Below are 23,846 nucleotides of genomic sequence, written 5' to 3'. Positions count from 1 at the left end.
AGCTTGGCGACAGCGTTCGAAGCGCTGCCGGCGTGACCAGGGGGACACCATCATTTCCAATCCGTCGAATCCTTGCGGACTTGCAGCTGGCATCAACTATTTTTTTGCCCTGCTGCCGGACGAGTGCGCGCGAACCGCGATGGCTGGCGTGGGCGAGCGTTTTCGCAAGACCCACCGCATGGGCGGCACGCCGGTGGGCGTCGACAGCCTGCACCTGACCCTGTGCCCGATGGGCAAGCCCGAGCGACTGCGGCAACCGCTGGAGCAGGCCCTGCTTGCCGCCGGCGACGAAGTGCACGAGCAAGGGTTCCTGGCCACCTTAGACGCGGCGATGCGGTTCACCGCCCGCGACGGCCAGTTTCCGTTCGTGCTGTGCGCGGACAGCGCCACCGCCGAGGCGGCGCTGGGCCTGCGCAAGGCGATTGCGGCGGGGCAGGCCCGCGCGGGCCTGCAGGTCAGCGGGGTGTCCAGCTTCCTGCCGCATGTCAGCCTGCTGCATGGCGCCGCCATCGAGGCGATCGAGGAATCGGTGGTGCCGATCCAGTGGCGCGCCTGCGAGTTCGTGCTGATCCGCAGCTTCTTCGGCGAATCACGCTTCGAGGTGGTGGGGCGCTGGCCGCTGGCCGAGGCGTCGGGACAGCCGTCGATCAATCTGCTGGACGAGCTGGCCAACATGCCGGACCTACCCGAGTTGCCTGACGCCTACTGACCGCGCGGCCCCGGTCAGATCGACGGCTCGGCGCTCGTCACCGGTGCCACCTGCTGGCGCCGTTCGCGCGCCAGGCGATGTTCGCGCCAGGCAATGTACAGACTGGCCGCGATGATGATGGCGGCGCCTGCCGCGGTGTAGCGATCCACCGCCTCGCCGAAGATCCACCAGGCCAGCACCGCCACGATCAACAACTGCAGGTAACTGAACGGAGCCAGCAGCGACGCGTCGGCCAGGCGCAGCGCACGCGTCCAGCAGAAGTGGCCGCCGGTGCCCAGCGCGCCGGACAGCACCAGCCATGGCCAGATCCCCGCGTGCGGCCATTGCCATACCGACAGCGCGGCGGGCAGCGACAGCGGAATCCACAGCAGGGTGGTCAGCAGCACGATGCGGTCGGCCGGTTCGCTGCCGGTCAGCGACTTGATGCTGATCGTCACCGCGCCGGTCAGCGCGGCCGCCAGCAGGGCGACCAGGCTGCCGCTGGTGAACGCATCGCTGCCCGGCCGCACGATCACCAGCACGCCGATGAAGCCGGCGACCACCGCGCTCCAGCGCCGCATGCGCACCACTTCGCCCAGAAACAGCACGGCGCCGATGGTGACGAACAGCGGTGACGAATAGGACAGCGCCACGGCCTCGGCCAGCGGCAGGTTCACGATCGCCCAGAACCCGGCCAGCATCCCGCCCATGCCCAGCACGCAGCGCACGATGTAGAAACCCAGTCGCGGGGTGCGCAGCAGCTGCCAGCCGTGGCCGTGCAGCAGGGGCAGCGCGAACAGGGCGCCGAAGCCGCTGCGGAAGAAGGTGATCTGGAACGGATGCAGCTGGGCCGAGGCCAGGCGGATGCAGACCGCCATCAGCGCAAACAGGCTGGCGCTGCCCAGCATCAGCATGACGGCGCGCAATGGCAGCGCCGTGACGGGGGATGACGGGGTGGGTGTCGTTTCCAGGAGCGTGCCGCAGGAAGCGAAGAGTGGCGCGCATGGTACTGCAAGTTCCGACCGGCTTCGCATCGCAGTCGCCGTGCCATGGCGTGTTGCCGGATGTCCCGCAGTCATGGCGCAGCACCCGGACTCGGCCTTGCAGCGATCGGTGAGGTGGTGCCGACGTGCGATCGCGCCGGAGGCCGCTGCCGCTAAGCAGTCCCGACGTCGGCGAGGGCGTTTCATGATTCCTCGGCGCTTGGTGGACAACGTTGTCAATCCACATGAGGTTTCATCACCTCCTCGCGACGTGAGGCAAGCTCACGGCCTGATGATGGCTGGGGCCAAGGCCGGATCACTGCGGGCGGTTCCCCGTCACAGTTTGGAAAAAGTCTGATAGACAACGTTGTCATTCGAGTCTATGACGGGACAGCACGTCCATAAGAAGCGGTAGCGAGCAAGGAGGCAGCAGGACACCGGGTTCCCCCGCCCATGGCTGACCGGAGCGTCGCCAGGCCTGTCCTGACAACCCACCCGTAGCGATGTAGTCCCGACAGGAGACATCTCATGTTTGCGAAACGATCGGCTGTGTGGTCCGGCTTGGCTTTGAGTGCATTGGGCAGTGCCATGGGCACGTGCTTTTCGGTGGCCCTGCTGGCGGCAGTGCCGCTGCGGGCGACACACGCGCAATCCGCGCCCGCCTGTGCCGCGGCGTGGAATGCGGCGACCGCCTATGGCGGCGGCAGCGTGGTCAGCGAGAACGGCAACAACTACCTGGCCAACTGGTGGACCCAGGGCAACGACCCGGCGACCAGCAGCGGGCCCGGCGGTTCGGGTCAGCCATGGACCTCGCAGGGCAGTTGCGGCGGCAGCACTCCGCCGACCGATCCGCCGCCCACCGACCCGCCCGCGTCGGGTGGTTGCGACGCGGCATGGAATGCGGCGACCGCTTATGGCGGCGGCAGCCTGGCCAGCGAGAACGGGGTGAACTACAAGGCCAACTGGTGGACCCAGGGCGATGACCCGGCCACGCACAGCGGACCGACCGGTACCGGCCAGCCGTGGACTGCCCAGGGCAGTTGCGATGGCACCACGGACCCGGGCGATCCCGGTGATCCGGGGGACCCTGGCGATCCGGGCACGCCGAACCCGCCCGCCGAGGGCTTTTTGTTCAGTCCGTACAAGGACGTCACCATCAACCTCAACTGGAATACCAACGTGATGCGCACCGCGGTCACCGGCACGGCGATTCCGCTGGTGGGCAGCGGCAGCCTGGTGTCCACCGCGTTGCCGAATCTGGGTGCGGTCACCCTCGCGTTCGCTTCCGGCGAATGCGGCAGCGAAAGCTGGGGCGGCATCCCGGCGGCGAGCTTCGCCAGCGCCAACATCCAGCCGCTGGTCGACGCGGGCATCAGCTATGTGGTTTCCACCGGCGGCCAGGCGGGCAGCTTCACCTGCGGTTCGGCGGCAGGCATGGCGCAGTTCCTTTCTCGCTACGCCTCGCCGTACATGGTTGGCCTGGACTTCGATATCGAAGGCGCCCAGTCACAGGCGCAGATCAACAACCTGATCGCCAACGCCGCGTACGCGCACACCTTGTATCCGAGCCTGCGCTTCTCGTTCACGCTGGCCACGCTGGCTGCATCGGACGGCAGCTACGGCGGGTTGAACGGCGTCGGCGACATGGTGGTGCGCGCGGTGAAGGCGGCCAACCTGCCGAACTACACGATCAACCTGATGGTGATGGACTTCGGTTCGGCGAGCCCCGGCGTGTGCGTGGTGTCGAACGGGCAGTGCGACATGGGCCAGTCGGCGATCCAGGCGGCGCTGAACCTGCAGCACACCTACGGCATTCCCGCCAGTCGCATCGAGCTGACCCCGATGATCGGCGTGAATGACGTCAGCAGCGAAGTGTTCCGGATTTCCGACGTGGACACCGTGGTCAATTACGCGGTGAACCAGGGCATGGCCGGCGTGCACTTCTGGTCGCTGGATCGCGACACGCCGTGCGCGGGCGGTGGTGGCACGGCATCGCCGATCTGCAATTCGGTGAACGGCACCACGCCGCTGCAGTACAGCAAGCGGTTCCTGCAGGACCTGGGCAAGTAGCCACAGGAGCTGGCGGACCGGCCGGATGCCGGTCCGCCAGCTTTCAGGACGTCGCCGATTCGACGAAGGTGACCATGTTGCCGTCCGGATCGCACACCGGCGCGAAACGCACGAAGTGCGTGGCCAGTTGCGGGGCGGGCACGTCGATGTGGCGATCCTGCAGGTCATGCAGGATTTCGTCCAGGTCCTCGACCATGATGCCGACCGACGTTGCGCCGGCGTGGCAGGGCGCTTCGGTCAGCTCGTTCCTCGACAGCAGCTGGATGCGCGTGCGCCTGGCGATCTGCCACTCGGCGCAGGATGCATTGGGTGTGTCGTCCGGGCCCCGTCCGAACAGGCGGGCATACCAGGCGCTGGATGCAGCGAAATCGCTCACGGCAACAGTGGCGAGAACCTGGTGGGAAGTCATGATGTTTCTCCGCGGGTGTTGGCGCAAGATTTAGCGCCTTGTCCATGTCGACAGCGTGAAGGCTCGCCCGATGCCTCTATAATCGCGGCCCGATTACCTGATTCAGGGGCGTTCCGTGTCCGATATTCCCGCCTGTCCGTCCTGCGCGATGGAGAACACCTATCCCGACGGCGACAACTACATCTGTGCCGATTGCGGCCACGAGTGGCCGATCGCGTCGGGTAACGGGGAGGGTGGCGATGCGCTGGTGGTGCGCGACGTCAACGGCAACGTGCTCAACAGCGGCGACACCGTGACGGTGATCAAGGATCTCAAGGTGAAGGGTTCATCGATCCCGCTGAAGCAGGGCACGGTGATCCGCAACATCCGTCTGGTCGATGGCGACGACGAGCACATCGAAGGCAGCTCGGACAAGATCAAGGGACTGGTGCTGAAGGTGTGCTTCCTGAAGAAGGCCTGAGGTCGCTGCCCGCTGTCAGTCCGGGGGCGAGGCCTGGAAGCGCTGCACGAAATCGGCTGCCGCTTCCGGCATGCCGAGATGGTAGCCCTGGCCAAAATCGCAGCCCATGCCGGCCAGCAGGTCCTCGGTGGCCTGGTTCTCGATGCCTTCGGCAATCGTGGCGAGGTCGAGGTGGTGGGCCATGTTGATGATCGCGCTGACCAGTCGGGTCGTGTGCGGATCGTCCTGCATGGAGCCGATCAGTGACTGGTCGATCTTCAGTTCGGTGGCGGGGAAGCGGCGCAGGTAGGAGATCGAGGCGTAGCCGGTGCCGAAATCGTCGATGGCGATGCGCACGCCCATGTCACGCAGCCGGCGCAGCACCTGCACGCTGGACTCCAGGTCCGCGGCCAGCGCGGTCTCGGTGACTTCCGCGATCACCGAGGTGGGCGCCACGCCCCAGATGTCGAGTGCGCCCCGGAACTGCTCGACCATGCCGGGCCGCGAGAAGGCCTGCGGCGAGAGGTTGATGGCAAAGTCCAGTCCACCCTTCGCGCACAGCGGCGCGGCGTGGCGCAGGGTGGCGTTGATGCTCCAGCGGGTCAGCATCGAGATCAGGTCGCTCTGTTCGGAAAACGGCACGAAGCTGGCCGGCGACACCGCGCCGTGGCGGGGGCTGGTCCAGCGTGCCAGCGATTCGACGGCCACTAGGCGTCGTGCCTGCAGTTCGCATACCGGCTGGAAATACACCTGCAGCCGGTTTGCCTCGATGGCGTCGCGCAGTTCCTCGTAGAAAATCTCCACCTGGGTGTCGTGCGGCTGGTAGATCTGGCAGGACTCGCGTCGGCGCTGCGCTTCGTCCAGCGCCATCGCGGCGCGGCGGCACAGCAGGTCCGCGTCCTGCCCGTGTTCGGGGTAGAGCGCGATGCCCATCACCGCGCGCAACTGCCACGGCGATTCCACGCCGTGCAGCGGCTGCTCGAAGGCCTGGCTGAGTCGCGCGCTGGCCAGCAGCACGTGGTTGCGGCTCAGCATGTCGGGCAACAGCACGGCGTAGCTGTCGTCGCCGGCGCGGAAGACCCGGTCGGCGGGGCGCAGCGACCGCACGATCAGTTCATGGGCGACCTCGCCGGCGTGCTCGCCCTGCGCGTAACCGAAGCGCAACGCGATCTGGCGCAAGCCGCGGGCACGCAGCATCAGCACGGCGAAACGCCCGCCCGTTTCGGCGCAGGCGGCGATCTGTTCCTCGATCGCGGCAAACAGGGCATCCCGATTCAGCATGTCGATGGCAACGCGGCCTGGAAACTTGGGGACGGGTGGAGCGCGAACCCGTGGCACGGACGAATCATCGCAGCTGCGTCATTTCAGGAACAGGCCGGCGGCGTCGATGCCATAGTCGCCGGCGACCAGGCTGCGCACGATGTCCACCGCGGCGTCATGGCCCTGCTGCATCAGGTCGACCTGATGGAAATCCTCCAGCGGCTGCTTGTTCGGCCGGGTCAGCACGACGACCTTGGGGCGCAGCCGGCGCACCTGGTTCTGCGCCATCACCACGGCGACCTCGCCGGTGCTCAGCTCCACCAGCGACCCGGTCGGGTAGACGCCGAGGCAGACCTGGAAGCGCTCGATCATCTCGGCCTGGAACAGCGTGTTGCGGGTGGCGTAGATCTGCCGCAGCGCATGGTGGCGGGAAATGGCCGGACGATAGGGGCGCGGACTGATCATCGCGTCGTAGGTGTCGATGATGCCGAGCATGCGTCCGGTGATCGGGATCATGTTGCCGGCCAGGCCGTCGGGATAGCCGCTGCCATCATGGCGCTCGTGATGGCTGCGCAGGATGTCGAGCACGTCCTGGTCGGTGATGTCCGACTCGGAGACGATCGCCAGCCCGGCCGCGACGTGCGAGCGCACCACGTCCACTTCGGCGGGCGAGAGCGAGCCGGGGTAGCGCAACAGGCTTTCGGGAACGCGGGTCTTGCCCACGTCCATCAGCAGGCCGCCGGCGGCCAGGCTGAGAATGGTTTCCTCGGCGAAGCCCATGTGCCGTCCGAACGCGGCGGCAAGCGCGCTGCAACCGATCGAATGGCTGTACGAATAGTTGTCATGCCGGCGCAAGCCCTCGACCAGGAAAAATGCATCGGCGCTGCGCAGCACGCTGGCCACCAGCGGTCGCACTGCCTGCTCCACGCGCTCCACCGAGAGCTCGCGGCCGCTGGCGATGTCTTCGTAGATCCGGTCGACCATCTCGCCGGCGTTGTCCAGCGCGGCGTGCGCCCGCGGCGCTTCCTCCTCGACCGGAGTCCTGTCGGCGTACTGGACGGTGTCCTTGAAGCGGGTCCCCGAGAGGCTGGTGCGGGTCAGTGCCGGTCGCGGCGCTATCGGCACCTGGCGGCGAAGGTCGATGTAGACGTATTCGCAAACCGCGCGGACGGCGGCGAGATCCTCGGGGCTGGCCAACCCCACTCCCTGCAGGGGAAAAGAGGTTTCTTCCCACGGCCGGTCGAGCCGGCACACGTACATGCCAAGCCGGAGGGCGTGGACGTCCATGCGCTGTTCTTCGATCTCAAAGGCCACGCATGGTCCCGATGGGCTGGCTGGAATGGGGCGAGCCGATGGTCTGGCCGAATGGCCCGGCGGCAGACTTTCCGCCTCCTGCAACACCCGGCAGCCTAGCAGGGGATTGCGTGCGGATGCCAATGAGGCATGTCGCGCAGGATGCGTGGATGCGGAGTGGTCATGCGTGCGTCGATCGACCATTGGCCTGGCCGAGTGTCGCCACTACAGTGCAACTCCTTGTCCAGAACCCTCGTGCCCGTATGTCGCCTGCTCACCGACTCCTGCGTACCTTCCGTTCGATCCATCTGCATCTGGGCGTGTTCACCGCGCCGATGCTGCTGTTTCTCGCCATCACGGGCGGGCTGCAGGTGTTCGGCCTGCACGAGAGCTCGCGCGGCAGCAGTTACGCGCCACCGGCATGGCTGGCCAGTGCGGCGCAACTGCACAAGAAGCAGACCCTGGAAATGCCGCAGCGGCGGCGTCCCCCGGCCACGGCAGCCGGCAACACGGCGCAACCGACGCCGGTCGCGCAACCGCGGGTGCGCGACGAGGCGGCTCGGCCAGCGAAGAAGAACCTGTGGCCGATGAAGGTGTTCTTTGCGCTGGTCGCCCTGGGCCTGCTGGTGTCGGTGTCGAGCGGGCTGTACATGGCGTGGCGCTTCACCCGCCGCCCCGCGGTATTCGGTGCGGTGCTCGGCGCCGGAGTCGTGGTGCCGTTGTTGCTGCTGTTGTTCTGACCCGTCGGCGCGGCAGGCTGGAATACGGCCTGCCGCGGCCGGTGACTCAGGCGATGGTCAGCGTCACGTCGATGTTGTTGCGGGTGGCGTTCGAGTAGGGGCAGACGATATGCGCCTTCTGCACCAATGCCTCGGCCTCGGCGCGCGGCATGCCGGGGATCGTGATGGTCAGCTCGACCTCAATGCCGAAGCCGGTGGGAATCGGGCCGATGCCGACCTGGCCGGTGACCCGGGTGTCGGCTGGCAGCTGCAGCTTCTGCTGGCCAGCCACGAACTTCATCGCGCCCAGGAAGCAGGCCGAGTAGCCGGCGGCGAACAACTGTTCCGGATTGGTGCCGTCACCCCCGGCTCCACCCAGTTCCTTCGGGGTGGTCAGCTTGACGTCGAGCACGTTGTCGGAGGAGGTGGCGCGGCCGTCGCGACCGCCGGTGGCGGTGGCCTTGGAGCGATACAGGACTTTTTCGATGGACATGGGGGATTCCTTGGTTGGGGTGGAGTAATGTTTGTGTGCTATCAAATAGCGCGCTATTTGAATGATGAAAAGCGAATGGCGATCAGTCCTCGGTGGACAGCTTGCGGCGCAGGTCCTGCAACTCCTGCTTGAGATGGATCAGCTGCTCCGGTGCGCAGCGGGTGGCGCAGAAGATCGATTCCTGCACCTTGCCGGCCTTGCCCTGCAGCGCCTTGCCCCGGGCGGTCAGCGAGATCACCACGTGGCGTTCGTCATCGCGCGAGCGCAGCCGCGTCACCAGGCCGGCGGATTCGAGCCGCTTGAGCAGCGGGGTCAGGGTGGCGGAGTCGAGGAACAGGCGTTCACCGATTTCCGACACGCTGAGGCTTTCGTCCTCCCACAGCACCATCATCACCAGGTACTGCGGATAGGTGATGTCGAGCGCCTTGAGCAGCTTGCGATACACCTTGTTCATGGCCAGCCCGGCCGAATAGAGCGCAAAGCACAATTGCGCATCCAGCCGGGGTACGGCGTTGGCGGCAGGCTTCGTGGTGGTGCGGGCGGCTTTCATGGCTGCGCATATTACATAGCGTACTATTCGTTTGCAAGCGATCTTGTTCGCGAAGTTGCAGCCGCATCGCGCGGCTGGAGTAGAGTTGTGGCCCCGCCGGTGCCGCCAGAGGTTCCGGCATCCACGCAGCAGCCCAGGGGACTACGCATGGACTTCCGGATCAGCAGGTTCGCGACACTCGCGGTTGCCGCCTCCGTGGCGCTGGGTGGAGCCAGTGTCCACGCCGGGGAAACGTACAGCGCGGCCCAGCGCGAGGCCCTGGGCGCGGTCGATGCGCTGTTTGTGGCCATGGCCCGGCATGACGTGGAAGCTTCGCGCCGGCTGATCCTGCCCGGTGCCAACTTCGTGGTGCTGCTGCCCGACGGCAAGCTGCGGATCGAGGCCGATACCGGTTATCTCGACACGCTGTCCAAGCGCAAGGAAGCCTTCCTCGAGCGCATCTGGGATGCGCAGGTCACCGTGCAGGGGAATCTTGCCCAGGTCTGGGCGCCGTACGACTTCCATCTGGATGGCAAGCTGTCCCATTGCGGCATCGACAGTTTCAGCCTGGCGCGAACCGCCGATGGCTGGCGCATCGCCGGCATCAGCTACACGGTGCAGAAGGTCGGTTGCGCGCCGAGCCCGCTGGGTGCCGTGCACCCGCAATGAAGGCGTGGCAGGTCACTCCAGCGGCGCGGTGATCATCAGCTGGTCGACGTCGTAGCCGCGCTGGCGCGAGTGTTCCTTCAGCGTCCGGAACAGCGCATGGTCCATCGACGCCTTGCGGGCGAGGATCCACAGATGTTTCCGGCCGGGACTGCCGATCACCGCCCATTGGTAGTCCGGGTCCACCTCGATCACCCAGTAGTCGGCCCAGGTCACCGGCAGCCAGCTCAGCCAGCCCGGGGCGAAGCGCACCTCCAGCGCCCCGGGCTGGCCGTCCTTGATCCGGGCCACGCCGGTGACCGACATCCGGCCCTTGCGGGTGCGACAGGTGTTGTCCACGCGCACGGTCCCGTCGGCGTTCGGCGTGTACTTGGCGGTCACGCCGTCCAGGCACTTGCGCTCGAAATACATCGGCAACCGGGCGATCTCGTGCCATTGGCCGGCGTAGTGGTTGAGGTCGAGCGAGCGCACCGGCTCGTTCGGCAAGGTGGCCGCCGCGACGGGTGCGGCGAAGGCCAGCGATGCGAGAAACAGAAGCAGGAAGGGCATGGCGGATGCCGGCAAGGTGCGACAGAGCATGCTGCGTGTCGGAAGTGCCACTGGATGCGGGTATCGGGCAGGAATGGCCAGGGTCGCCTCGTCGGCTGGCGGGTACGTCATGGCTTGCGCTCCAGCCGGGCGAACGAGAAAAGCGATGCCAACCGGTGCCTGCGCCGTTCGATCAGTGCGCGGATCAGCTCCGCGCCCAGCATGCTGTAAGTGATGCCATTGCCGCCATAGGCCATCGCGAAATGCACGCGCGGCCCGTATTGCGCATGCGGCCCGAAGAACGGCAGGCCGTCATCGGTTTCGGCGAAGGTGCCGCCCCAGGCGAAGGTGGGGGTCAGCCGGAGGCCGGGAATGGCCCTGGCCACCTTGCCCACTAGTTTGCGCGCCTTGCGGTCGACCCGTGCATCGCGCAGGGCCGGCACGTCGATAGCGTCATCTTCGCCGCCGACCAGCAGGCGGTGGTCGGCGGTGCTGCGCAGATACAGGTAGGGGCGGGCGGTTTCCCAGGCCATGGTGTCGGCGAGGCCATGCAACGCGTCCGGATCGAGCGGATCGGTGACGAAGGCGTAGCTGCTGCGGTTTCGTGCCACCGGTGTCTTCAACCATTGCTGGCTGGCGTAGCCGGCGGCGACCACCACGTGTTTCGCGCGCAGGCGGATGCCGTCGCTGCTGCGCAGGGTGACTCCCTGGCTGCCCGCTTCGATGGAATGGATCGTGCTGCGATCGAACACGGCCGTGCCGCGGCGTTCGAGCCGGGCGAACAGCCGGTTGGCCATCCGGTACGGGTCCATGCGGGCGGCCAGCCGGCTGAGGATCGCGCCTGGCGCCTCGATGCCGTAGTCGCCACGGAGCGCGTCGGTCGACAACCATTCCACGGCCAGGCCGTGCTTGCGACGCAGCGCGAGTTCGTCCTGCATCGCCGGGACATCGCGGCGGCGGCTGGCGTAGTAGAGGCTGTGCATCTTCGCGAAGCCGACGTCGCGCACCTCACGGGCCAGCGTGCCCAGGCGCGGGATCGCCTCGGCGCAGGCGGTGTAGGCAAGTACCGCATCGGCCTCGCCGTAACGCCGCGCCAGCTCGCTCATCGGCGTGTCGATTTCGTACTGCAACAGTGCCGTGCTTGCCGCGGAACTGCCCCAGCCAATGTCGCGCTGTTCCACCACGACAACGTCGTGTCCCGCCGCGACCAGTTCATGGGCGATCAGGGCGCCGGTGATGCCGCCGCCGATCACTACCACGTCGCAGCGCGTGTCCTGCCGCAACGGTGGGAACGCATGCATCAGGCCGTTGCTGATCGCCCAGAACGGATAGCCGCTTTTGAGATCCATACCCGTTGACCCTGGCGCGCCGATTCGATGGCGCAGCGTCGGGTGTCCGATGTCTTCGGCTCGTGAGCGGAACTGCCGGACTGGCGGGCTGGCCTTGGCCATCGCCACCGGCATACCATGCGCGTTCCCCGATCGTTGCCAGGACATGTGCGTGCCGCCGATCATCGCCGTAAAGCAACTCAGCAAGACCTACGCCTCCGGTTTCAAGGCACTGAACGACATCAACCTGGAAATCCGTCAGGGCGAGATCTTCGCCCTGCTCGGACCCAACGGTGCCGGCAAGACCACCCTGATCAGCATCATCTGCGGCATCGTCAATCCCGGCGAGGGCACGGTGCTGGCCGATGGTCACGACGTGGTGCGCGACTATCGCGCGGCGCGCTCGAAGATCGGCCTGGTACCGCAGGAGCTGACCACCGACGCGTTCGAGACGGTATGGAACACGGTCAGCTTCAGCCGCGGCCTGTTCGGCAGGAGCGCGAACCCGGCGCACATCGAGAAGGTGCTGAAGGAGCTCTCGCTGTGGAACAAGAAGGACAGCCGGCTGATGACCCTGTCCGGCGGCATGAAGCGCCGCGTGATGATCGCCAAGGCGCTGTCGCACGAGCCGCAGATCCTGTTCCTGGACGAACCCACCGCCGGTGTCGACGTGGAGCTGCGCCGCGACATGTGGGCGATGGTGCGCGCGCTGCGCGACACCGGCGTCACCATCATCCTGACCACGCACTACATCGATGAGGCCGAGGAGATGGCCGACCGCATCGGGGTGATCAACAAGGGCGAGCTGATCCTGGTCGAGGACAAGGCCGAGCTGATGAACAAGCTCGGCCGCAGGCAGCTGACCCTGCAGTTGCAGAGCCCGCTGGACAGCGTGCCGGCCTCGCTGTCCGGCTATGCGCTGGAGCTGTCGGCCGACGGCAGCCAGCTGGTCTACACCTTCGACGCGCAAGGCGAGCACACCGGCATCGACGTGCTGCTGCGGCGGCTCGGCGAGGCGGGCATCGACTTCAAGGACCTCAAGACCAGCCAGAGTTCGCTGGAGGACATTTTCGTGAACCTGGTGAGGGAGCGCGCATGAACATCTACGCCATCCGTGCGATCTACCTGTTCGAAATGGCGCGTACCTGGCGCACGCTGCTGCAGAGCATCGTCTCGCCGGTGATCTCCACCTCGCTGTACTTCGTGGTGTTCGGCGCGGCGATCGGCTCGCACATGAACGGGATCGACGGGGTCAGCTACGGGGCCTTCATTGTGCCGGGACTGATCATGCTGTCGCTGCTGACGCAGAGCATCTCGAACGCCTCGTTCGGCATCTACTTCCCGAAGTTCGTGGGCACGATCTACGAGATCCTGTCGGCGCCGGTGTCCGCGTTCGAGATCGTGGCCGGTTATGTGGGCGCGGCAGCGAGCAAGTCAATCATCCTCGGGCTGATCATCCTGGTCACCGCGCGGCTGTTCGTGCCGTTCCAGATCGAACATCCGCTGTGGATGCTGGCGTTCCTGCTGCTCACCGCGCTCACCTTCAGCCTGTTCGGCTTCATCATCGGCATCTGGGCGGACAATTTCGAGAAGCTGCAACTGGTGCCGCTGCTGATCGTGACGCCGCTGACCTTCCTCGGCGGCAGCTTCTACTCGATCCACATGCTGCCGCCGTTCTGGCAGAAGGTCACCCTGTTCAATCCGGTGGTCTACCTGATCAGCGGTTTCCGCTGGAGCTTCTACGGCGTGTCCGACGTGAGCGTGGGTGTCAGCGTGGGCATGACCCTGGTGTTTCTCGCGATCTGTCTGGCCGCGGTGTGGTGGATCTTCCGCAGCGGCTACCGGCTGAAGGCCTGACGGTTCAGCTCAGCGCGGTATGCGCATGGAACGGCAGCAGCGTGGCGCCGGTACGGGCCACGGCCGGTTCGGCGGCGCCCAGTTGCTCCTTGCTGGCGTCGATCACCACCAGGATGCGCCCGGCCGCGATCTCGTCCTTGAACTTGCGACTGACCGCATCGGGCACCTCGAAGCCGACCATCTCGCCGATGCAGGTGCCGAACGCGGCGCCGGCAATCGTCATCGCCGCGGCGCCGGCGAGCGTCACGCCCAGCGGCGGCACGGCGACCGCGACGAGTCCGAGCAGCAGGCCGGTGCCGCCGCCGCAGACGCCGCCGCGCACGGCGGCGGGGTAGAAGTCGTTGCGCCCCTGCATCAGGTGATCGGGGATCTTTTCCAGCTCGATGTCTTCGCGGGCGACCAGCGAGATGTCGTGGTCGTCCACGCCGGCTTGTCGCGCCGCGGCCATCGCGGCACGCGCTGCCAGCAGGTCGGGGGTGCTGAATACGCATCGGGTTTTCATGGAGTGTCCCTCCACTTCCGGCATGGCGCCCCTGCGGACGGCACGGGCAAGGCGGGTTTGCCGCGCCCATCTTTGTCGTCGCAACGTCATCGTTGCGTGACCCCCTTGTTATCAGAAACGATGGGCTGCGTCGGCGCGTCTTTCATGCGCCGAAGGGGAACGGGAGCACGGTCGCCCCATCCGCATGCCTGTACGGTGTGCCCTCGCAGGTTCGGACGAGCGCGATGAACGAATGGCGCGCATGCAAGTCCAACCGGGATATACGACGGTACGACGGGAGAGATCGTGGGCAAGCAACAAGCATCGACAGGCAGCTGGATCGGGGCGGTGGTCGTGGTCCTGGCCATCGTGGCGGGAGGCATCTATATGGCGCGCAAGGCCATGCACCCGGGCGCACCGGAACCGACCACGCCGGCCGCTTCGGCGTCGGCCGGAACTGCTCCGGCCAGCACGCCGATCCAGCATCCGATCGAACAGGCACAGGCCGGTCCGGCAGCCGCCTCGACCGCCGCGCTGCCCGCACTGGATGACAGCGATGCCGGCGTGGCTTCGGCACTGGCTGCACTGGCCGGCGGCAGCGACCTGTCGTCGCTGCTGGTGAGCCAGCAACTGATCACCCGCATCGTGACCACCATCGACGCGCTGCCCCGGCACGACGGGCTGGGTACGTTCACGCTGCCGGTGCATGTGCCCAAAGGCGCGTTTGCGGTCGACGAGGTCGACGGCGCGACGGTGATCGGCGCCGGCAACAGCGCCCGCTACGCGCCCTACATGCAGGTCGTGGACGCGACCGACCCGCAGGCGCTGGTGGCCTGGTACGTGCATGCCTATCCGCTGTTCCAGCAGGCCTACCGGCAGCTGGGCTATCCGAAGGGCTATTTCAACGATCGCCTGATCGTGGTGATCGACGACCTGCTGGCGGCGCCGGAACCGGCCCAACCGCCCGCGGTGGTGCGCTCGAAGACGTTCTACGTCCATGCCGATCCCGCACTGGAGTCGCTCTCGACCGGACAGAAGCTGCTGCTGCGCGTCGGCTCCGCCAACGAGGCCAGGATCAAGGCGAAACTGCGTGCGATCCGCGCCGGGCTGATCGGGCAGCATTTGCCGGCCACGCCGGCGGCGGTCGGCGGAAGGCAACCATGACCATGCCCGGTCGCTCCCGTGCCCGCTGATCATCCGCAGCTCGACCTGCTTGGTGCTGTCGATGCGCGTCCTGCCGAAGTCCACCGGCTGTTCCTGGCGCTGCTGCCGGACGCCGCGACCCGCACGCGCCTGGCGCAGGTCGCGGCATCCCTCAAGGCCGACCATCCCGGCCTGCGCGCACGCTGGGTGAATCCGGCGCGCTACCACGCCACGCTGCATTTCCTGGGCGACCACCCGATGCTGCGGCAGGACCTGGTCGATGCCGCCATGGCGGCGGCAGGCCGGCTCGTCGGCGTGCCCGCGTTCGAATGGGCGCTCGATCACGCCACCAGCTTCCGCGGCCGGCAGCCGCCCTGCGTCCTGCGCAGCATCCACGTGCCCGAGCCGTTGCAGCAGTTGTGGCAGGACTTGCGCCACGCCCTCGTCCTGGCCGGGCAGGGGCGGCACGTCGAGCGCAGCTTCACGCCGCACGTCACGCTCGCCTATGGCCAGGGCATGCTGCCGGAAACGGCACTGGTCGAGTCGTTGGTCTGGCCGGTCACCCGGGTCGGGCTGATCCACAGCGTCATGGGCCAGCAGGACTATCAGGTGCTGGCGGACTGGTCGCTGCGTTAGCGCGCCCGGTGATATCGCTGTAGTGGCGTCGTCGCAGCGGGTGCGGTATCCGGATGGACGGCCGTTTTGTCCTCGTCGTTGTTGCGGGCGTGAGCAGGCCAGCTTCGCGCGCGGCGATCGCGGCGGGTTCTCGACCACAGGGCCGCCGTTGCCGTCGGACCTGATCAGGTCGCCGGGGGGGAGGCGTTTCCGTCGACGCGGGATTCGGGTACAACGGACCGATCCATCTCAAGCGAGCAACAAGATGCAAGCAACGCCTTCGACCGGAAGCCTGGTCTGCGTCGGTCTGGGCATGACCCTGGGTTCGCACCTGGGGCCGCTGGCGCGCAGCCATATCGAACAGGCCGACGTGGTGTTCTTCGCGCTGTCCGATGGCATCGTGGAGTTGTGGCTGCGGCGCATGCATGCCGACGTGCGCAGCCTGCAGACGTTCTACCAGGAAGGCAGCTCGCGCATGAACACCTACTGGCAGATGGTCGAGGCCATGCTGGTCGAAGTGCGCGCGGGCAAGCGGGTCTGCGGGGTGTTCTACGGCCATCCCGGCGTGTTCGCCTGGGTGCCGCACAAGGCAATCGAACTGGCCCGCGACGAAGGTTACCGCGCGCACATGGAGCCGGGCGTGTCCGCCGAGGACTGCCTGTACGCCGATCTGGGCATCGACCCGGGTGCGTATGGCTGCCAGCACTACGAAGCCAGCCAGCTGCTGTTCTACCAGCGCCGCATCGACCCCACCGCCTACCTGATCCTGTGGCAGGTAGGCGTGGTGGGCGACCAGTCGATGGCGCGCTTCTCGACCAACGCCGCCTATCGCCAGGTATTGGTGGACGTGCTGGTGCGTGATTACCCGCTGACCCATGAAGTGATCATCTACCGCGCGGCGACCCTGCCGATCGACCGGCCGCGGATGGAGCGGACCACGCTGGGCGCCTTGCCCCGGGCCGCCATCGGCATGGCCGAAACGGTGGTGATTCCGCCGGCACGTCCGATGCAGGCCGATCCCGAGATCCTGGCGCGGCTGGATGCACTGGATCGTGTGGTTGCCACACCGTCCTGACAGGGCCGATGCCATCTGCTCGCATCGCGGGCAATTACCGCGCTAAGATGTCACATTGGGGATTCAAGAATAATTTGAGGCGTCGCATTGCTGCCAATGGCAACGATGCATGCGTGCACAGATTACTGGATTATCAGGGGGAAGCAGATCATGTTGGACGTTATCGATTTCATGGAAAGGGTGGGCAGCGATGCGCAGTTGTCGCAGGCCTCGGCGGAGGAGTTTGCTGCGTCCTTGTCCGCCAGCGATATGGCGCCTGAGCTGCAGTTGGCAATGCTTGCCAGGGATGCACAACGACTAGGGACGTTGTTGGGTGCGGCGCCGGAATGCCTTTTGCTTGCACCGCCGGGCCCACCAGGTACTGGTCCCAGCCCCATGCAACCGGCGACACCTCCACCACCTCCGGAAGAGACTGAGGAGACTGAAGAGGTCAAGGATGTCTTCGAGTCTGGCGACAGTGCCGACAAGCCTGTGCATCGGCGTGGATCGCAACGGGTCTAGCAGATGTCTTGCCGCAGCGCTTGGTGTCGGGGAGTGCTGGTCAGCATGATCGGCAGCGTTGTGTCGTTTGTCAGCGTGGCTGGTGCACCCGCATCTGCTGGCAACAGTGGCGACGGCACCGCAATGTTGGAACGGGCTGAAACACAGGTTTGTGCGACCTCGCTTTCCGAGGAGTGCGTGGCCCTGTTGTATCGACTCGGCCAAGTAGCTGATCAGTTGGCGCCGGAACAGCGGCAGCATCTGCGTTACCTGCAGGCGTGGCAGTCTGCTTTTGGTGGCGATTACCAAAAGGCGGATGCACTGATTGACGGCATCATGGACGAGTCGCGGGATGAAAATCTTCGTCTCAAGGCTTCGATATTCCGGGTGAACTCGCTGTCGGAACAGTCCCGTTTCGAAGAAGCCTTCTACCAGCTGAGCCAGTTGGTCATTTCCCTGCAGGATGGCGTGGGTATCACTCCACGCATGCGGGAACATGGCTTCGTGGTGGCCTCATCCCTGTACGCGGACGCTGGCCAGTATGAGCTGGCGTCCTATTATGCTGGAGAAATTTTCAAGCGGGGACTGGCGAGCGACGGCTATACGTGCGTGGACGACCATGCCCGCATCGCGGCTCTGTTCGGCAGTGGCCAGTGGGAGGGCATCGAATCGTTGATGGCGCAGGGCATCGAGGTCTGCATCAAGGAGGGCAACAGCCTCTACGCCAATGGCATTCGCTATTTCGCGGCCAAGCTGGATGTCAGTCGCGGGCATCCGGAGCAGGCGATCGCCCTGCTGCGGAAGAACTACCCGGCGGCGGAACGCGACGGCTACGCTCCCCAGCTGGCCCAGTTCAACGCCTTGCTGGCTGCCGCTTACTACGAAACCGGGCAACTGCAGCTGGCGCGGGAGTCGGCGCTGGCGGCGATCACGCACGGCACGCACAACCATTACGCCGAATCCATCAGCACGGCGTATCGGATCCTGTATCTGGGCGCCAAGCAGCAAGGTGACGTGGCCTCTGCGCTGGCGTATCACGAAAAATACATGATCGCGGACAAGGGCTATCTGGACGAGCTCAGCGCGAAGGCGCTGGCGTTCCAGACCGTGCAGCAGCAGGTGGCGGCGAAGAAGCTGCAGATCGACACGCTGAACAAGCAGAACCGGATCCTCCAGTTGCAGCAGTCGCTCGATCGCAGCGCGTCGGAAACCAACCGGCTGTACATCATCCTGCTGCTGACCGTGCTCGGCTTCATCGCGTTCTGGACCTACCGCATCAAGCGCTCGCAACTGCGCTTCATGAAGCTGGCGCGGCGCGACGGGCTTACCGGGATCTTCAACCGGCAGCATTTCGTCAGTTCGGCCGAACTGCAGTTGCAGTATTGCCGCAAGTCGTCGCGGCAGGCCTGCCTGGTGCTGATCGATCTTGACCACTTCAAGGTGGTCAACGACACGCACGGGCATGCGGTGGGCGATCGCGTGCTGAAACGCGCCGTGGCGGCGTGCCAGAAACACCTGCGCTCCACCGACATCTTCGGTCGGCTCGGTGGCGAGGAGTTCGGCATCGTGTTGCCCGAATGCACGCTGGAACAGGCCCTGGGCCGCGCCGAACAGATCCGTGCGGCGATCGCCGACGCGGCCGGCAGCGACGATTCGCTGGCGGTGGCGGTGTCGGCCAGCTTCGGCGTGGCCACCATCGAGCGTTCGGGTTACGACCTCAGGAAGCTGCTGATCGATGCGGACGACGGCCTGTACCGCGCCAAGCGCGAGGGCCGCAACCGCGTTCGCGTCTGCGATGACGCGCAGCCACGCGAGCGTGTCGCCGGCGTGGCGGTCGAAAACGCGTAAGCCGATCTGGCGCACCCGGTGCGCGATGCGCTTCGGCACGCCCTCGTAGGGCGGACACCGTCCGTCGGCTTTCCGTCACATTGTGCAGAAGCGCGGGCAGTGCCCGCCCTACGCCTGGGGTTGGTCGGGGTCGCTCATGGTGACGCCGTGTCTTGCGCCTTCGCCTTCGGCGCATCCAGCCGGTTGAAATGGAGGATGGCGTTGAACACCAGCGGGTAGCTGCCGATGGTTTCGCCGCGCCAGATCGGGTTGCTGGCGAACAGCAGCACGTGGCCCTTGCCGTAGCGGGCGTCGACCACGGCGGCGCGTTCGGCGATCTCGTCGCCACCATCGAGCAGGCCGGCGATCAAGAGGTCCTTCGCCGCGGCGTAGCGCAGGATCACCTGCGGTCGCTGGTCGGGCGGGATCACCCACGGGTTGTTGCGCATCTGCTCGGCGTTCAACGGCATCGGCTGCCATGGTTTGACGTCGGGCAGCGCCGGCGCGGCGGTCGCGGCGCGGCCTTCCGGCGTGTCGGTGTCGTGCGGGCCGCCCCGTCCGGTCGGGCGCTGGAAGTTCTTCGCGCTGGGCAGGCCGCGGTCGCCGGTAAGCAGGCTGGATACGCTGAACGACTGCCCGGCCGCACTGTACAGGGCCAGGTCGTCGCGCGTGTAGCTGGCGGCGATCGGACTGTGCTGGTCGACGAACTTCGCCTGCAGCACGCTGCCGACGACCTTCAGCCGGCTGGTGGGAACGATCGACACGCCCGGCGCCATGCCGGTGTCGATGGCGAACTTCGCAGTGTCCTCGGCGGCGACCAGCAGCCCGCCGTCGCGCACGAAGCGCTTGAGGCTGGCCAGACCCGTGTTGCCCAGACCGGGACGGGTGTCGTCGGTGGCATCGATGCGACCCAGGTTCGGCGTCAGCGCCGTGGTCTTCCACGGCAGCGGGTTGCCCCACATCGGCATGCCGTCGACGATTTCCCGCGCGCTGGCGTCGCCGATCGGGGCGAACAGGATCACGTCGTACTTCGCGTGCAGGTCGCCGATCCTCGCCACATCCTGGGTGCTGATGTAGTCGTACGGCACCTGGAGGTTATCCAGCGCGATGCGCCACCAGCCTTCGGTCTGGGTGCCCAGCCAGGTGTGCATCAGCGCGATGCGGGGCAGCTTTCCGTTGGGCAGGTCGATCGCGGCCAGGCCCGTCGGCACGTCGACCGGCTGGCCGACCAGGCTCATCGGCGCCTGCAGGATCGCCGGGTCGGTGATCCGCGCCACCTGCACGTCGAACAAATCGCCCATCGACCAGCCGGTGTCGTCGTAGGGATGCTGCTGGGGGTCTTTCGGCGACCAGTACTGGCGATCCAGCAAGGTGTCGGCGATGCGCGAGTAGGGCTGGTCCATGCGCACCACGTAGCTGCCGGCGGGGAATGTCTGCGTGGCCGGCTTCTTTGGCTTGTCGGCCGGGGCGGGCAGGCTCACGGTGACCGGCGCGCTGGTGCGGCTGATCTCCACATGCTGGCGCTGCAGCACGCGCAGCAACTGGGCGCGCGAGCCGGCGCGCGGATCGCTGGCGCTGAACACGTAGGCGGCGGGCCCGGCCTGCTGCGGCTTCTCGATCGAGCGTTTGGCCTTCAGGTAGAAGTTCTTCAGGAACTGCTGGCCGTTGCCGGCGAAATAGTTCAGCGCGGTGAGCAGGCCGGTCTGCTGGTAATTGTTGTTGTTGCGCTGCGACCACAGCACGGTGGGCAGCGGCGGGTTGGGCCGGTACCAGGTGCGCTCGTACTCGGACGGTTCAAGGATACGCTGCACGGTGTCGGCGCCGCCGTTGCCGAAGGTTTCGTAGAGCCGGCTGATGCCGTTGTGCATGGCCGCGATGAACATCAGGTAGCCCGGGCTCCAGGTGTCGAAGTCGCCGTGGGTGAACACGCCGGGCATGCCCAGCCGGGTCATCTGCTGCACGTTGTCCCAGCCCAGCTGCTGCCATTCACCGGTGAGGATCGGGTCGATCCACGCGTTGTACGGGCCGTCGCCCACCGTGTTGTCGTACAGGAACGGCACGGATTCATGCAGGTCGTGCAGCACCTGGGCATGCCAGCCCACGAAGGTGTCGGCCACGTTGCGGGTGAGCGCCAGCGACATGCCCATCGCATCGCGGTTGTTGTCGTGCGCCACGTAGTGGCCCCAGTACATCAGTCGCGGGTAGTTCTGGCCGGGGTGGGCCAGGTGCCAGTTGTACAGGTCGACCATGCGGTCGCGGCCATCCACCTCGACCACCGGCGTGATCAGGGTGATCACGTGCGAGCGGATGTGGCGGATGTACGGCGCCTCGTCCACCGCCAGGCGGTAGGCCAGTTCCATCAACGCGGTGGGCGAGCCTGTCTCGGTGGAGTGGATGGCGCCGGTGATGTAGTAGACCGGGGTGGACTGGGCGACCAGCTGGTCGGCCTTCGCATCGTCCATGGCTATCGTGCGCGGGTCGGCCAGCTGGGCCAGCCGCGCCCGGTTCGCGTCCAGCCCGGCCAGCAGGCTCTCGTCGGCGATCGCCACCGCGATCATCTCGCGGCCTTCCTCGCTCTTGCCGATGGTGAACACCTTGACCCGCGGACTGGCGGCGGCCAGCGCCCGGAAGTAGCGATGGACGTCGGCGCTGTACGGCAGGTAGTTCGGCGCGCCGGCGACATGGCCCAGCACCTTCTCCGGCGTGGGGACGCTGGCGGAGGCGGGCAGGTAGCTGGTCAGCGGCGTGTTGAACGACGGGTCGGTGGTGAATTTCAGGATCTGATCGGTATAGGCCTGGTCGACCGGCTGACCCGGCGCGCGGGCGTAGTCGTTGGCCACGACGGTGCTGGCGGCCTGGGCGGCGAACACACCGATCGAGAACAGCACGCCGCATGAGAACCGGATGGTCGTACGCATGATCAGCTTCCCCCGTGGCCGTGGCCGGCCGATTTCCCCACTTTGCCAGAGCGCGCCGGACTGCGGATAGGCCATCAGTCAGGTAGGGATTCGGCCCGCATGCACCGTGCCGGTCGGCACGGGTTCGCGGCGCGATTCGGGTGCACAATCGGCAGACCTCTTGCCATGGAGCAGCGCCATGCGACCGACCGTGCTTGCAGCCCTGTTTTGCCTCGCAGTTCCCCTTGCCGTTTCGGCCCACGCGCCAAACCCGCACACGGCCTCGCAAAAGGCCGGGAAGACCGGTGTCGAGAAGGCCGCTGTAGAGAAGGCCTTGAACGACCCCGCCCGCGCCGCCGACAAGGGCGACGACACCCGCCGCAAGATCGAACAGGTGATGCTGTTCGCCCAGGTCAGGCCGGGCCAGAGCGTGCTGGAACTGGTCCCCGGCAGCGGCTACTGGACCCGCGTGTTCAGCGCCGTGGTGGGGCCGCAGGGTCACGTCTACACGGTGTGGCCGAACGAGATGGGCAAGTTCGACACCGAAAGCCTGGCCAACTGGCAGAAGCTGACGGCCACGCCGCACTACGCCAACGTGGGCATCCTGCAGCAGCCGGCGGCGAAGTTGCAGGCGCCGGCGCCGGTGGACCTGGTGTTCACCGCGCAGAACTACCACGACTTCCATGATCCGTTCATGGGGCCGATGGACATCGCGGCCTTCAATCGTCAGGTGTTCGATGCGCTCAAGCCCGGCGGCCTGTTCGTGATCATCGACCACGTCGCTCCGGCCGGTTCGGGACTCGCCGATACGAACACCTTGCACCGGATCGACCCGGCCTCGGTGAAGCAGGAAGTGGAGGCAGCCGGCTTCGTCTTCGACGGCGAAAGCAAGGCGCTGCACAACGCCGCCGATCCGCACGACATCAAGGTGTTCGACAAGTCGATACGCGGCCACACCGACCAGTTCATCTTCCGCTTCCGCAAACCCGCGAAGTGATTGGCGCAACGCGACCTGCTTGAGTTGCGGCGGTGTCTGGCGGCACCATCAGGGCGACACGCCCATTCGCCGATGCCCGCAGGAGCGCCGTGAATTCCGATGAACCCGTCGCACCGGTGGCCGATCCGCACGATCCGCCACCGGTGCGTCCGCCCGAGCCCGATGCCGCCGATTGTTGCGGCGAGGGTTGCGTGCGCTGCGTGTACGACGTGTACGACGAGGCGCTGGAGCGTTACGAGCGCGCGCTGGCGGCATGGCATGCGCGCCATCCGGGACAAGCAAGGGGCATCGAACCATGTGGATCGCCATGACGCGTGAGGTCAGCCCGGCACTCGGCGATTGCGAGCTGTCGTTCGTCGAACGCGCCGCGATCGACGTGGCTCAGGCCAGCGCGCAGCATCACGCCTACCAGCGCGCGCTGGAAACGCTGGGCTGCCGGGTGATCGCGCTGCCGGCCGAAGTCGATTTGCCCGACTCGGTGTTCGTCGAGGACACCGCGATCGTGCTGGACGAGGTGGCCGTGCTGACCCGCCCCGGCGCCGCGTCCAGACGCGACGAGGTGGCCAGCATCGCCGCGGCGCTGGCCGAGTGGCGACCGCTGCTGGCGATCGAGGCGCCGGGCACCATCGACGGCGGCGACGTGCTGCGACTGGGCCGCACGCTGCACGTCGGCGAGTCGGCGCGCAGCAATGCCGCAGGCATCGCGCAGCTGCGCGAACTGCTGGCCGGACACGGCTACGCCGTCGAAGCCGTGCCCACGCACGGCTGCCTGCATCTGAAATCGGCGGTGACCCAGCTCGACGACCACACCGTGCTGTTGCAGCCGGCCTGGGTGGACCGCGCACGCTTCGCCGGTTTCCGGGTGATCGAAGTCGACCCGGCCGAGCCGCATGCGGCGAACGTGGTGCGCATCGGCGATGCCTTGCTGATGCCGGCCAGCTTTCCGCGCACGCGGCAACGCCTGCTTGATGCAGGTTTCGCCGTGACTGCCGTTGACGTCTCCGAATTGCAGAAGGCCGAAGGCGCGGTGACCTGCTGCAGCCTGATCTTTCGCGCCACGGACTGAACC

Annotated in this window: 25 protein-coding genes; 15 read left to right on the top strand and 10 right to left on the bottom strand. The window is 66.6% G+C overall.

Going from position 1 to position 23,846, the window contains the following annotated elements:
* Window positions 1-139 precede the first annotated feature (139 nt).
* Entirely contained in the window at window positions 140-709 is a 570-nt protein-coding gene (locus I6J77_RS10465) for a 2'-5' RNA ligase family protein (RefSeq protein ID WP_239308922.1), read from the top strand.
* Window positions 710-723: 14 nt separating this feature from the next.
* On the opposite strand, the gene I6J77_RS10460 is transcribed toward I6J77_RS10465, so the two are convergent.
* Window positions 724-1,602, bottom strand: coding sequence for a DMT family transporter (locus I6J77_RS10460; protein WP_204111462.1), 879 nt, complete (start codon window positions 1,600-1,602; stop codon window positions 724-726).
* Window positions 1,603-2,259: 657 nt separating this feature from the next.
* Between I6J77_RS10460 and I6J77_RS10455 the strand changes: the two genes are divergently transcribed.
* Window positions 2,260-3,741, top strand: a complete 1,482-nt coding sequence (locus I6J77_RS10455; protein WP_204108924.1) for a carbohydrate-binding protein — start codon at window positions 2,260-2,262, stop codon at window positions 3,739-3,741.
* A 43-nt stretch (window positions 3,742-3,784) separates the two neighbouring features.
* On the opposite strand, the gene I6J77_RS10450 is transcribed toward I6J77_RS10455, so the two are convergent.
* On the bottom strand, window positions 3,785-4,150 hold the full coding sequence (locus tag I6J77_RS10450) for a VOC family protein (protein WP_204108923.1): 366 nt from the start codon (window positions 4,148-4,150) through the stop codon (window positions 3,785-3,787).
* Window positions 4,151-4,265: 115 nt separating this feature from the next.
* On the opposite strand from I6J77_RS10450, the gene I6J77_RS10445 reads away from it, so the two are divergent.
* Complete coding sequence (locus I6J77_RS10445) at window positions 4,266-4,610, top strand: zinc ribbon domain-containing protein YjdM (RefSeq protein WP_056766253.1); 345 nt, start codon at window positions 4,266-4,268, stop codon at window positions 4,608-4,610.
* 15 nt (window positions 4,611-4,625) lie between these two features.
* Here the strand turns inward: I6J77_RS10445 and I6J77_RS10440 are convergent, their stop codons facing one another.
* Window positions 4,626-5,870 (bottom strand): bifunctional diguanylate cyclase/phosphodiesterase, encoded by a 1,245-nt coding sequence (locus tag I6J77_RS10440; protein ID WP_204108922.1) that lies wholly within the window; start codon window positions 5,868-5,870, stop codon window positions 4,626-4,628.
* 78 nt (window positions 5,871-5,948) lie between these two features.
* Window positions 5,949-7,163 carry an HD-GYP domain-containing protein gene (locus I6J77_RS10435; RefSeq protein WP_239308920.1) on the bottom strand — a complete coding sequence of 405 codons (1,215 nt, stop codon included), beginning with the start codon at window positions 7,161-7,163 and terminating at the stop codon, window positions 5,949-5,951.
* A gap of 242 nt (window positions 7,164-7,405) precedes the next feature.
* Between I6J77_RS10435 and I6J77_RS10430 the strand changes: the two genes are divergently transcribed.
* Window positions 7,406-7,882: a PepSY domain-containing protein gene (locus I6J77_RS10430; protein ID WP_204108921.1), complete on the top strand. Its 477-nt coding sequence runs from the start codon at window positions 7,406-7,408 to the stop codon at window positions 7,880-7,882.
* A gap of 46 nt (window positions 7,883-7,928) precedes the next feature.
* Here the strand turns inward: I6J77_RS10430 and I6J77_RS10425 are convergent, their stop codons facing one another.
* Complete coding sequence (locus I6J77_RS10425) at window positions 7,929-8,354, bottom strand: organic hydroperoxide resistance protein (protein WP_204108920.1); 426 nt, start codon at window positions 8,352-8,354, stop codon at window positions 7,929-7,931.
* 82 nt (window positions 8,355-8,436) lie between these two features.
* Window positions 8,437-8,904 (bottom strand): MarR family winged helix-turn-helix transcriptional regulator, encoded by a 468-nt coding sequence (locus I6J77_RS10420; RefSeq protein ID WP_056718210.1) that lies wholly within the window; start codon window positions 8,902-8,904, stop codon window positions 8,437-8,439.
* A 147-nt stretch (window positions 8,905-9,051) separates the two neighbouring features.
* Here I6J77_RS10420 and I6J77_RS10415 point away from each other — a divergent pair, with 147 nt between their 5' ends.
* The gene (locus I6J77_RS10415) at window positions 9,052-9,552 is read left to right on the top strand and encodes a nuclear transport factor 2 family protein (RefSeq protein ID WP_204108919.1); all 501 of its coding nucleotides are present in this window, start codon (window positions 9,052-9,054) and stop codon (window positions 9,550-9,552) included.
* Between the two features lie 12 nt (window positions 9,553-9,564).
* Here I6J77_RS10415 and I6J77_RS10410 read toward each other — a convergent pair whose 3' ends face one another.
* Both I6J77_RS10410 and I6J77_RS10405 read right to left on the bottom strand, forming a co-directional pair.
* Entirely contained in the window at window positions 9,565-10,098 is a 534-nt protein-coding gene (locus tag I6J77_RS10410; protein ID WP_204108918.1) for a lipocalin family protein, read from the bottom strand.
* Window positions 10,099-10,205: 107 nt separating this feature from the next.
* Window positions 10,206-11,426, bottom strand: coding sequence for an FAD-binding oxidoreductase (locus I6J77_RS10405; protein ID WP_204108917.1), 1,221 nt, complete (start codon window positions 11,424-11,426; stop codon window positions 10,206-10,208).
* Between the two features lie 151 nt (window positions 11,427-11,577).
* Here I6J77_RS10405 and I6J77_RS10400 point away from each other — a divergent pair, with 151 nt between their 5' ends.
* Window positions 11,578-12,504 carry an ABC transporter ATP-binding protein gene (locus tag I6J77_RS10400; protein ID WP_204108916.1) on the top strand — a complete coding sequence of 309 codons (927 nt, stop codon included), beginning with the start codon at window positions 11,578-11,580 and terminating at the stop codon, window positions 12,502-12,504.
* Window positions 12,501-13,262 carry an ABC transporter permease gene (locus I6J77_RS10395; protein WP_204108915.1) on the top strand — a complete coding sequence of 254 codons (762 nt, stop codon included), beginning with the start codon at window positions 12,501-12,503 and terminating at the stop codon, window positions 13,260-13,262. The genes I6J77_RS10400 and I6J77_RS10395 overlap by 4 nt, the downstream gene beginning before the upstream one ends.
* Before the next feature lie 4 nt (window positions 13,263-13,266).
* Here the strand turns inward: I6J77_RS10395 and I6J77_RS10390 are convergent, their stop codons facing one another.
* Window positions 13,267-13,764: a hypothetical protein gene (locus I6J77_RS10390; RefSeq protein ID WP_056718205.1), complete on the bottom strand. Its 498-nt coding sequence runs from the start codon at window positions 13,762-13,764 to the stop codon at window positions 13,267-13,269.
* Window positions 13,765-14,049: 285 nt separating this feature from the next.
* Between I6J77_RS10390 and I6J77_RS10385 the strand changes: the two genes are divergently transcribed.
* The 5 genes from I6J77_RS10385 to I6J77_RS10365 all read left to right on the top strand — a co-directional run bounded on the left by I6J77_RS10385 (window position 14,050) and on the right by I6J77_RS10365 (window position 18,904).
* Window positions 14,050-14,907, top strand: a complete 858-nt coding sequence (locus tag I6J77_RS10385; RefSeq protein WP_204108914.1) for a DUF3014 domain-containing protein — start codon at window positions 14,050-14,052, stop codon at window positions 14,905-14,907.
* Between the two features lie 18 nt (window positions 14,908-14,925).
* A complete protein-coding gene (thpR, locus tag I6J77_RS10380; RefSeq protein WP_204108913.1) occupies window positions 14,926-15,522 on the top strand; it encodes an RNA 2',3'-cyclic phosphodiesterase in 597 nt (198 codons plus the stop codon).
* A gap of 244 nt (window positions 15,523-15,766) precedes the next feature.
* On the top strand, window positions 15,767-16,576 hold the full coding sequence (locus I6J77_RS10375; RefSeq protein ID WP_204108912.1) for an SAM-dependent methyltransferase: 810 nt from the start codon (window positions 15,767-15,769) through the stop codon (window positions 16,574-16,576).
* A gap of 150 nt (window positions 16,577-16,726) precedes the next feature.
* Complete coding sequence (locus I6J77_RS10370; RefSeq protein WP_204108911.1) at window positions 16,727-17,077, top strand: hypothetical protein; 351 nt, start codon at window positions 16,727-16,729, stop codon at window positions 17,075-17,077.
* A gap of 366 nt (window positions 17,078-17,443) precedes the next feature.
* On the top strand, window positions 17,444-18,904 hold the full coding sequence (locus I6J77_RS10365; protein WP_239308918.1) for a GGDEF domain-containing protein: 1,461 nt from the start codon (window positions 17,444-17,446) through the stop codon (window positions 18,902-18,904).
* Between the two features lie 134 nt (window positions 18,905-19,038).
* Here I6J77_RS10365 and I6J77_RS10360 read toward each other — a convergent pair whose 3' ends face one another.
* Window positions 19,039-21,801, bottom strand: a complete 2,763-nt coding sequence (locus I6J77_RS10360) for a M14 family zinc carboxypeptidase (protein WP_204108910.1) — start codon at window positions 21,799-21,801, stop codon at window positions 19,039-19,041.
* Window positions 21,802-21,979: 178 nt separating this feature from the next.
* Between I6J77_RS10360 and I6J77_RS10355 the strand changes: the two genes are divergently transcribed.
* The 3 genes from I6J77_RS10355 (at window position 21,980) to I6J77_RS10345 (ending at window position 23,843) form a co-directional block, all read left to right on the top strand.
* Window positions 21,980-22,777, top strand: coding sequence for a class I SAM-dependent methyltransferase (locus I6J77_RS10355; protein WP_204108909.1), 798 nt, complete (start codon window positions 21,980-21,982; stop codon window positions 22,775-22,777).
* 89 nt (window positions 22,778-22,866) lie between these two features.
* Window positions 22,867-23,088 (top strand): oxidoreductase-like domain-containing protein, encoded by a 222-nt coding sequence (locus tag I6J77_RS10350; RefSeq protein WP_082542748.1) that lies wholly within the window; start codon window positions 22,867-22,869, stop codon window positions 23,086-23,088.
* Window positions 23,085-23,843 carry a dimethylarginine dimethylaminohydrolase family protein gene (locus tag I6J77_RS10345; RefSeq protein WP_239308916.1) on the top strand — a complete coding sequence of 253 codons (759 nt, stop codon included), beginning with the start codon at window positions 23,085-23,087 and terminating at the stop codon, window positions 23,841-23,843. Before I6J77_RS10350 ends, I6J77_RS10345 begins: the two co-directional genes overlap by 4 nt.
* Window positions 23,844-23,846: the final 3 nt, after the last annotated feature.

The organism is Rhodanobacter sp. FDAARGOS 1247 (genome assembly GCF_016889805.1).
Classification (GTDB): Bacteria; Pseudomonadota; Gammaproteobacteria; order Xanthomonadales; family Rhodanobacteraceae; genus Rhodanobacter.
Note: the sequence above shows the minus strand (reverse complement) of the source record. Positions and strands in the feature narration are given on the sequence as shown.

Coding starts and splice junctions, on each gene's coding strand:
- I6J77_RS10465 (WP_239308922.1), top strand. CDS start 140: ATGGCTGGCGTGGGCGAGCGTTTTCGCAAGACCCACCGCATGGGCGGC.
- I6J77_RS10460 (WP_204111462.1), bottom strand. CDS start 1,602: ATGCTGATGCTGGGCAGCGCCAGCCTGTTTGCGCTGATGGCGGTCTGC.
- I6J77_RS10455 (WP_204108924.1), top strand. CDS start 2,260: ATGGGCACGTGCTTTTCGGTGGCCCTGCTGGCGGCAGTGCCGCTGCGG.
- I6J77_RS10450 (WP_204108923.1), bottom strand. CDS start 4,150: ATGACTTCCCACCAGGTTCTCGCCACTGTTGCCGTGAGCGATTTCGCT.
- I6J77_RS10440 (WP_204108922.1), bottom strand. CDS start 5,870: ATGCTGAATCGGGATGCCCTGTTTGCCGCGATCGAGGAACAGATCGCC.
- I6J77_RS10430 (WP_204108921.1), top strand. CDS start 7,406: ATGTCGCCTGCTCACCGACTCCTGCGTACCTTCCGTTCGATCCATCTG.
- I6J77_RS10425 (WP_204108920.1), bottom strand. CDS start 8,354: ATGTCCATCGAAAAAGTCCTGTATCGCTCCAAGGCCACCGCCACCGGC.
- I6J77_RS10420 (WP_056718210.1), bottom strand. CDS start 8,904: ATGAAAGCCGCCCGCACCACCACGAAGCCTGCCGCCAACGCCGTACCC.
- I6J77_RS10415 (WP_204108919.1), top strand. CDS start 9,052: ATGGACTTCCGGATCAGCAGGTTCGCGACACTCGCGGTTGCCGCCTCC.
- I6J77_RS10410 (WP_204108918.1), bottom strand. CDS start 10,098: ATGCCCTTCCTGCTTCTGTTTCTCGCATCGCTGGCCTTCGCCGCACCC.
- I6J77_RS10405 (WP_204108917.1), bottom strand. CDS start 11,426: ATGGATCTCAAAAGCGGCTATCCGTTCTGGGCGATCAGCAACGGCCTG.
- I6J77_RS10395 (WP_204108915.1), top strand. CDS start 12,501: ATGAACATCTACGCCATCCGTGCGATCTACCTGTTCGAAATGGCGCGT.
- I6J77_RS10390 (WP_056718205.1), bottom strand. CDS start 13,764: ATGAAAACCCGATGCGTATTCAGCACCCCCGACCTGCTGGCAGCGCGT.
- I6J77_RS10375 (WP_204108912.1), top strand. CDS start 15,767: ATGCAAGCAACGCCTTCGACCGGAAGCCTGGTCTGCGTCGGTCTGGGC.
- I6J77_RS10370 (WP_204108911.1), top strand. CDS start 16,727: ATGTTGGACGTTATCGATTTCATGGAAAGGGTGGGCAGCGATGCGCAG.
- I6J77_RS10360 (WP_204108910.1), bottom strand. CDS start 21,801: ATGCGTACGACCATCCGGTTCTCATGCGGCGTGCTGTTCTCGATCGGT.
- I6J77_RS10355 (WP_204108909.1), top strand. CDS start 21,980: ATGCGACCGACCGTGCTTGCAGCCCTGTTTTGCCTCGCAGTTCCCCTT.
- I6J77_RS10345 (WP_239308916.1), top strand. CDS start 23,085: ATGACGCGTGAGGTCAGCCCGGCACTCGGCGATTGCGAGCTGTCGTTC.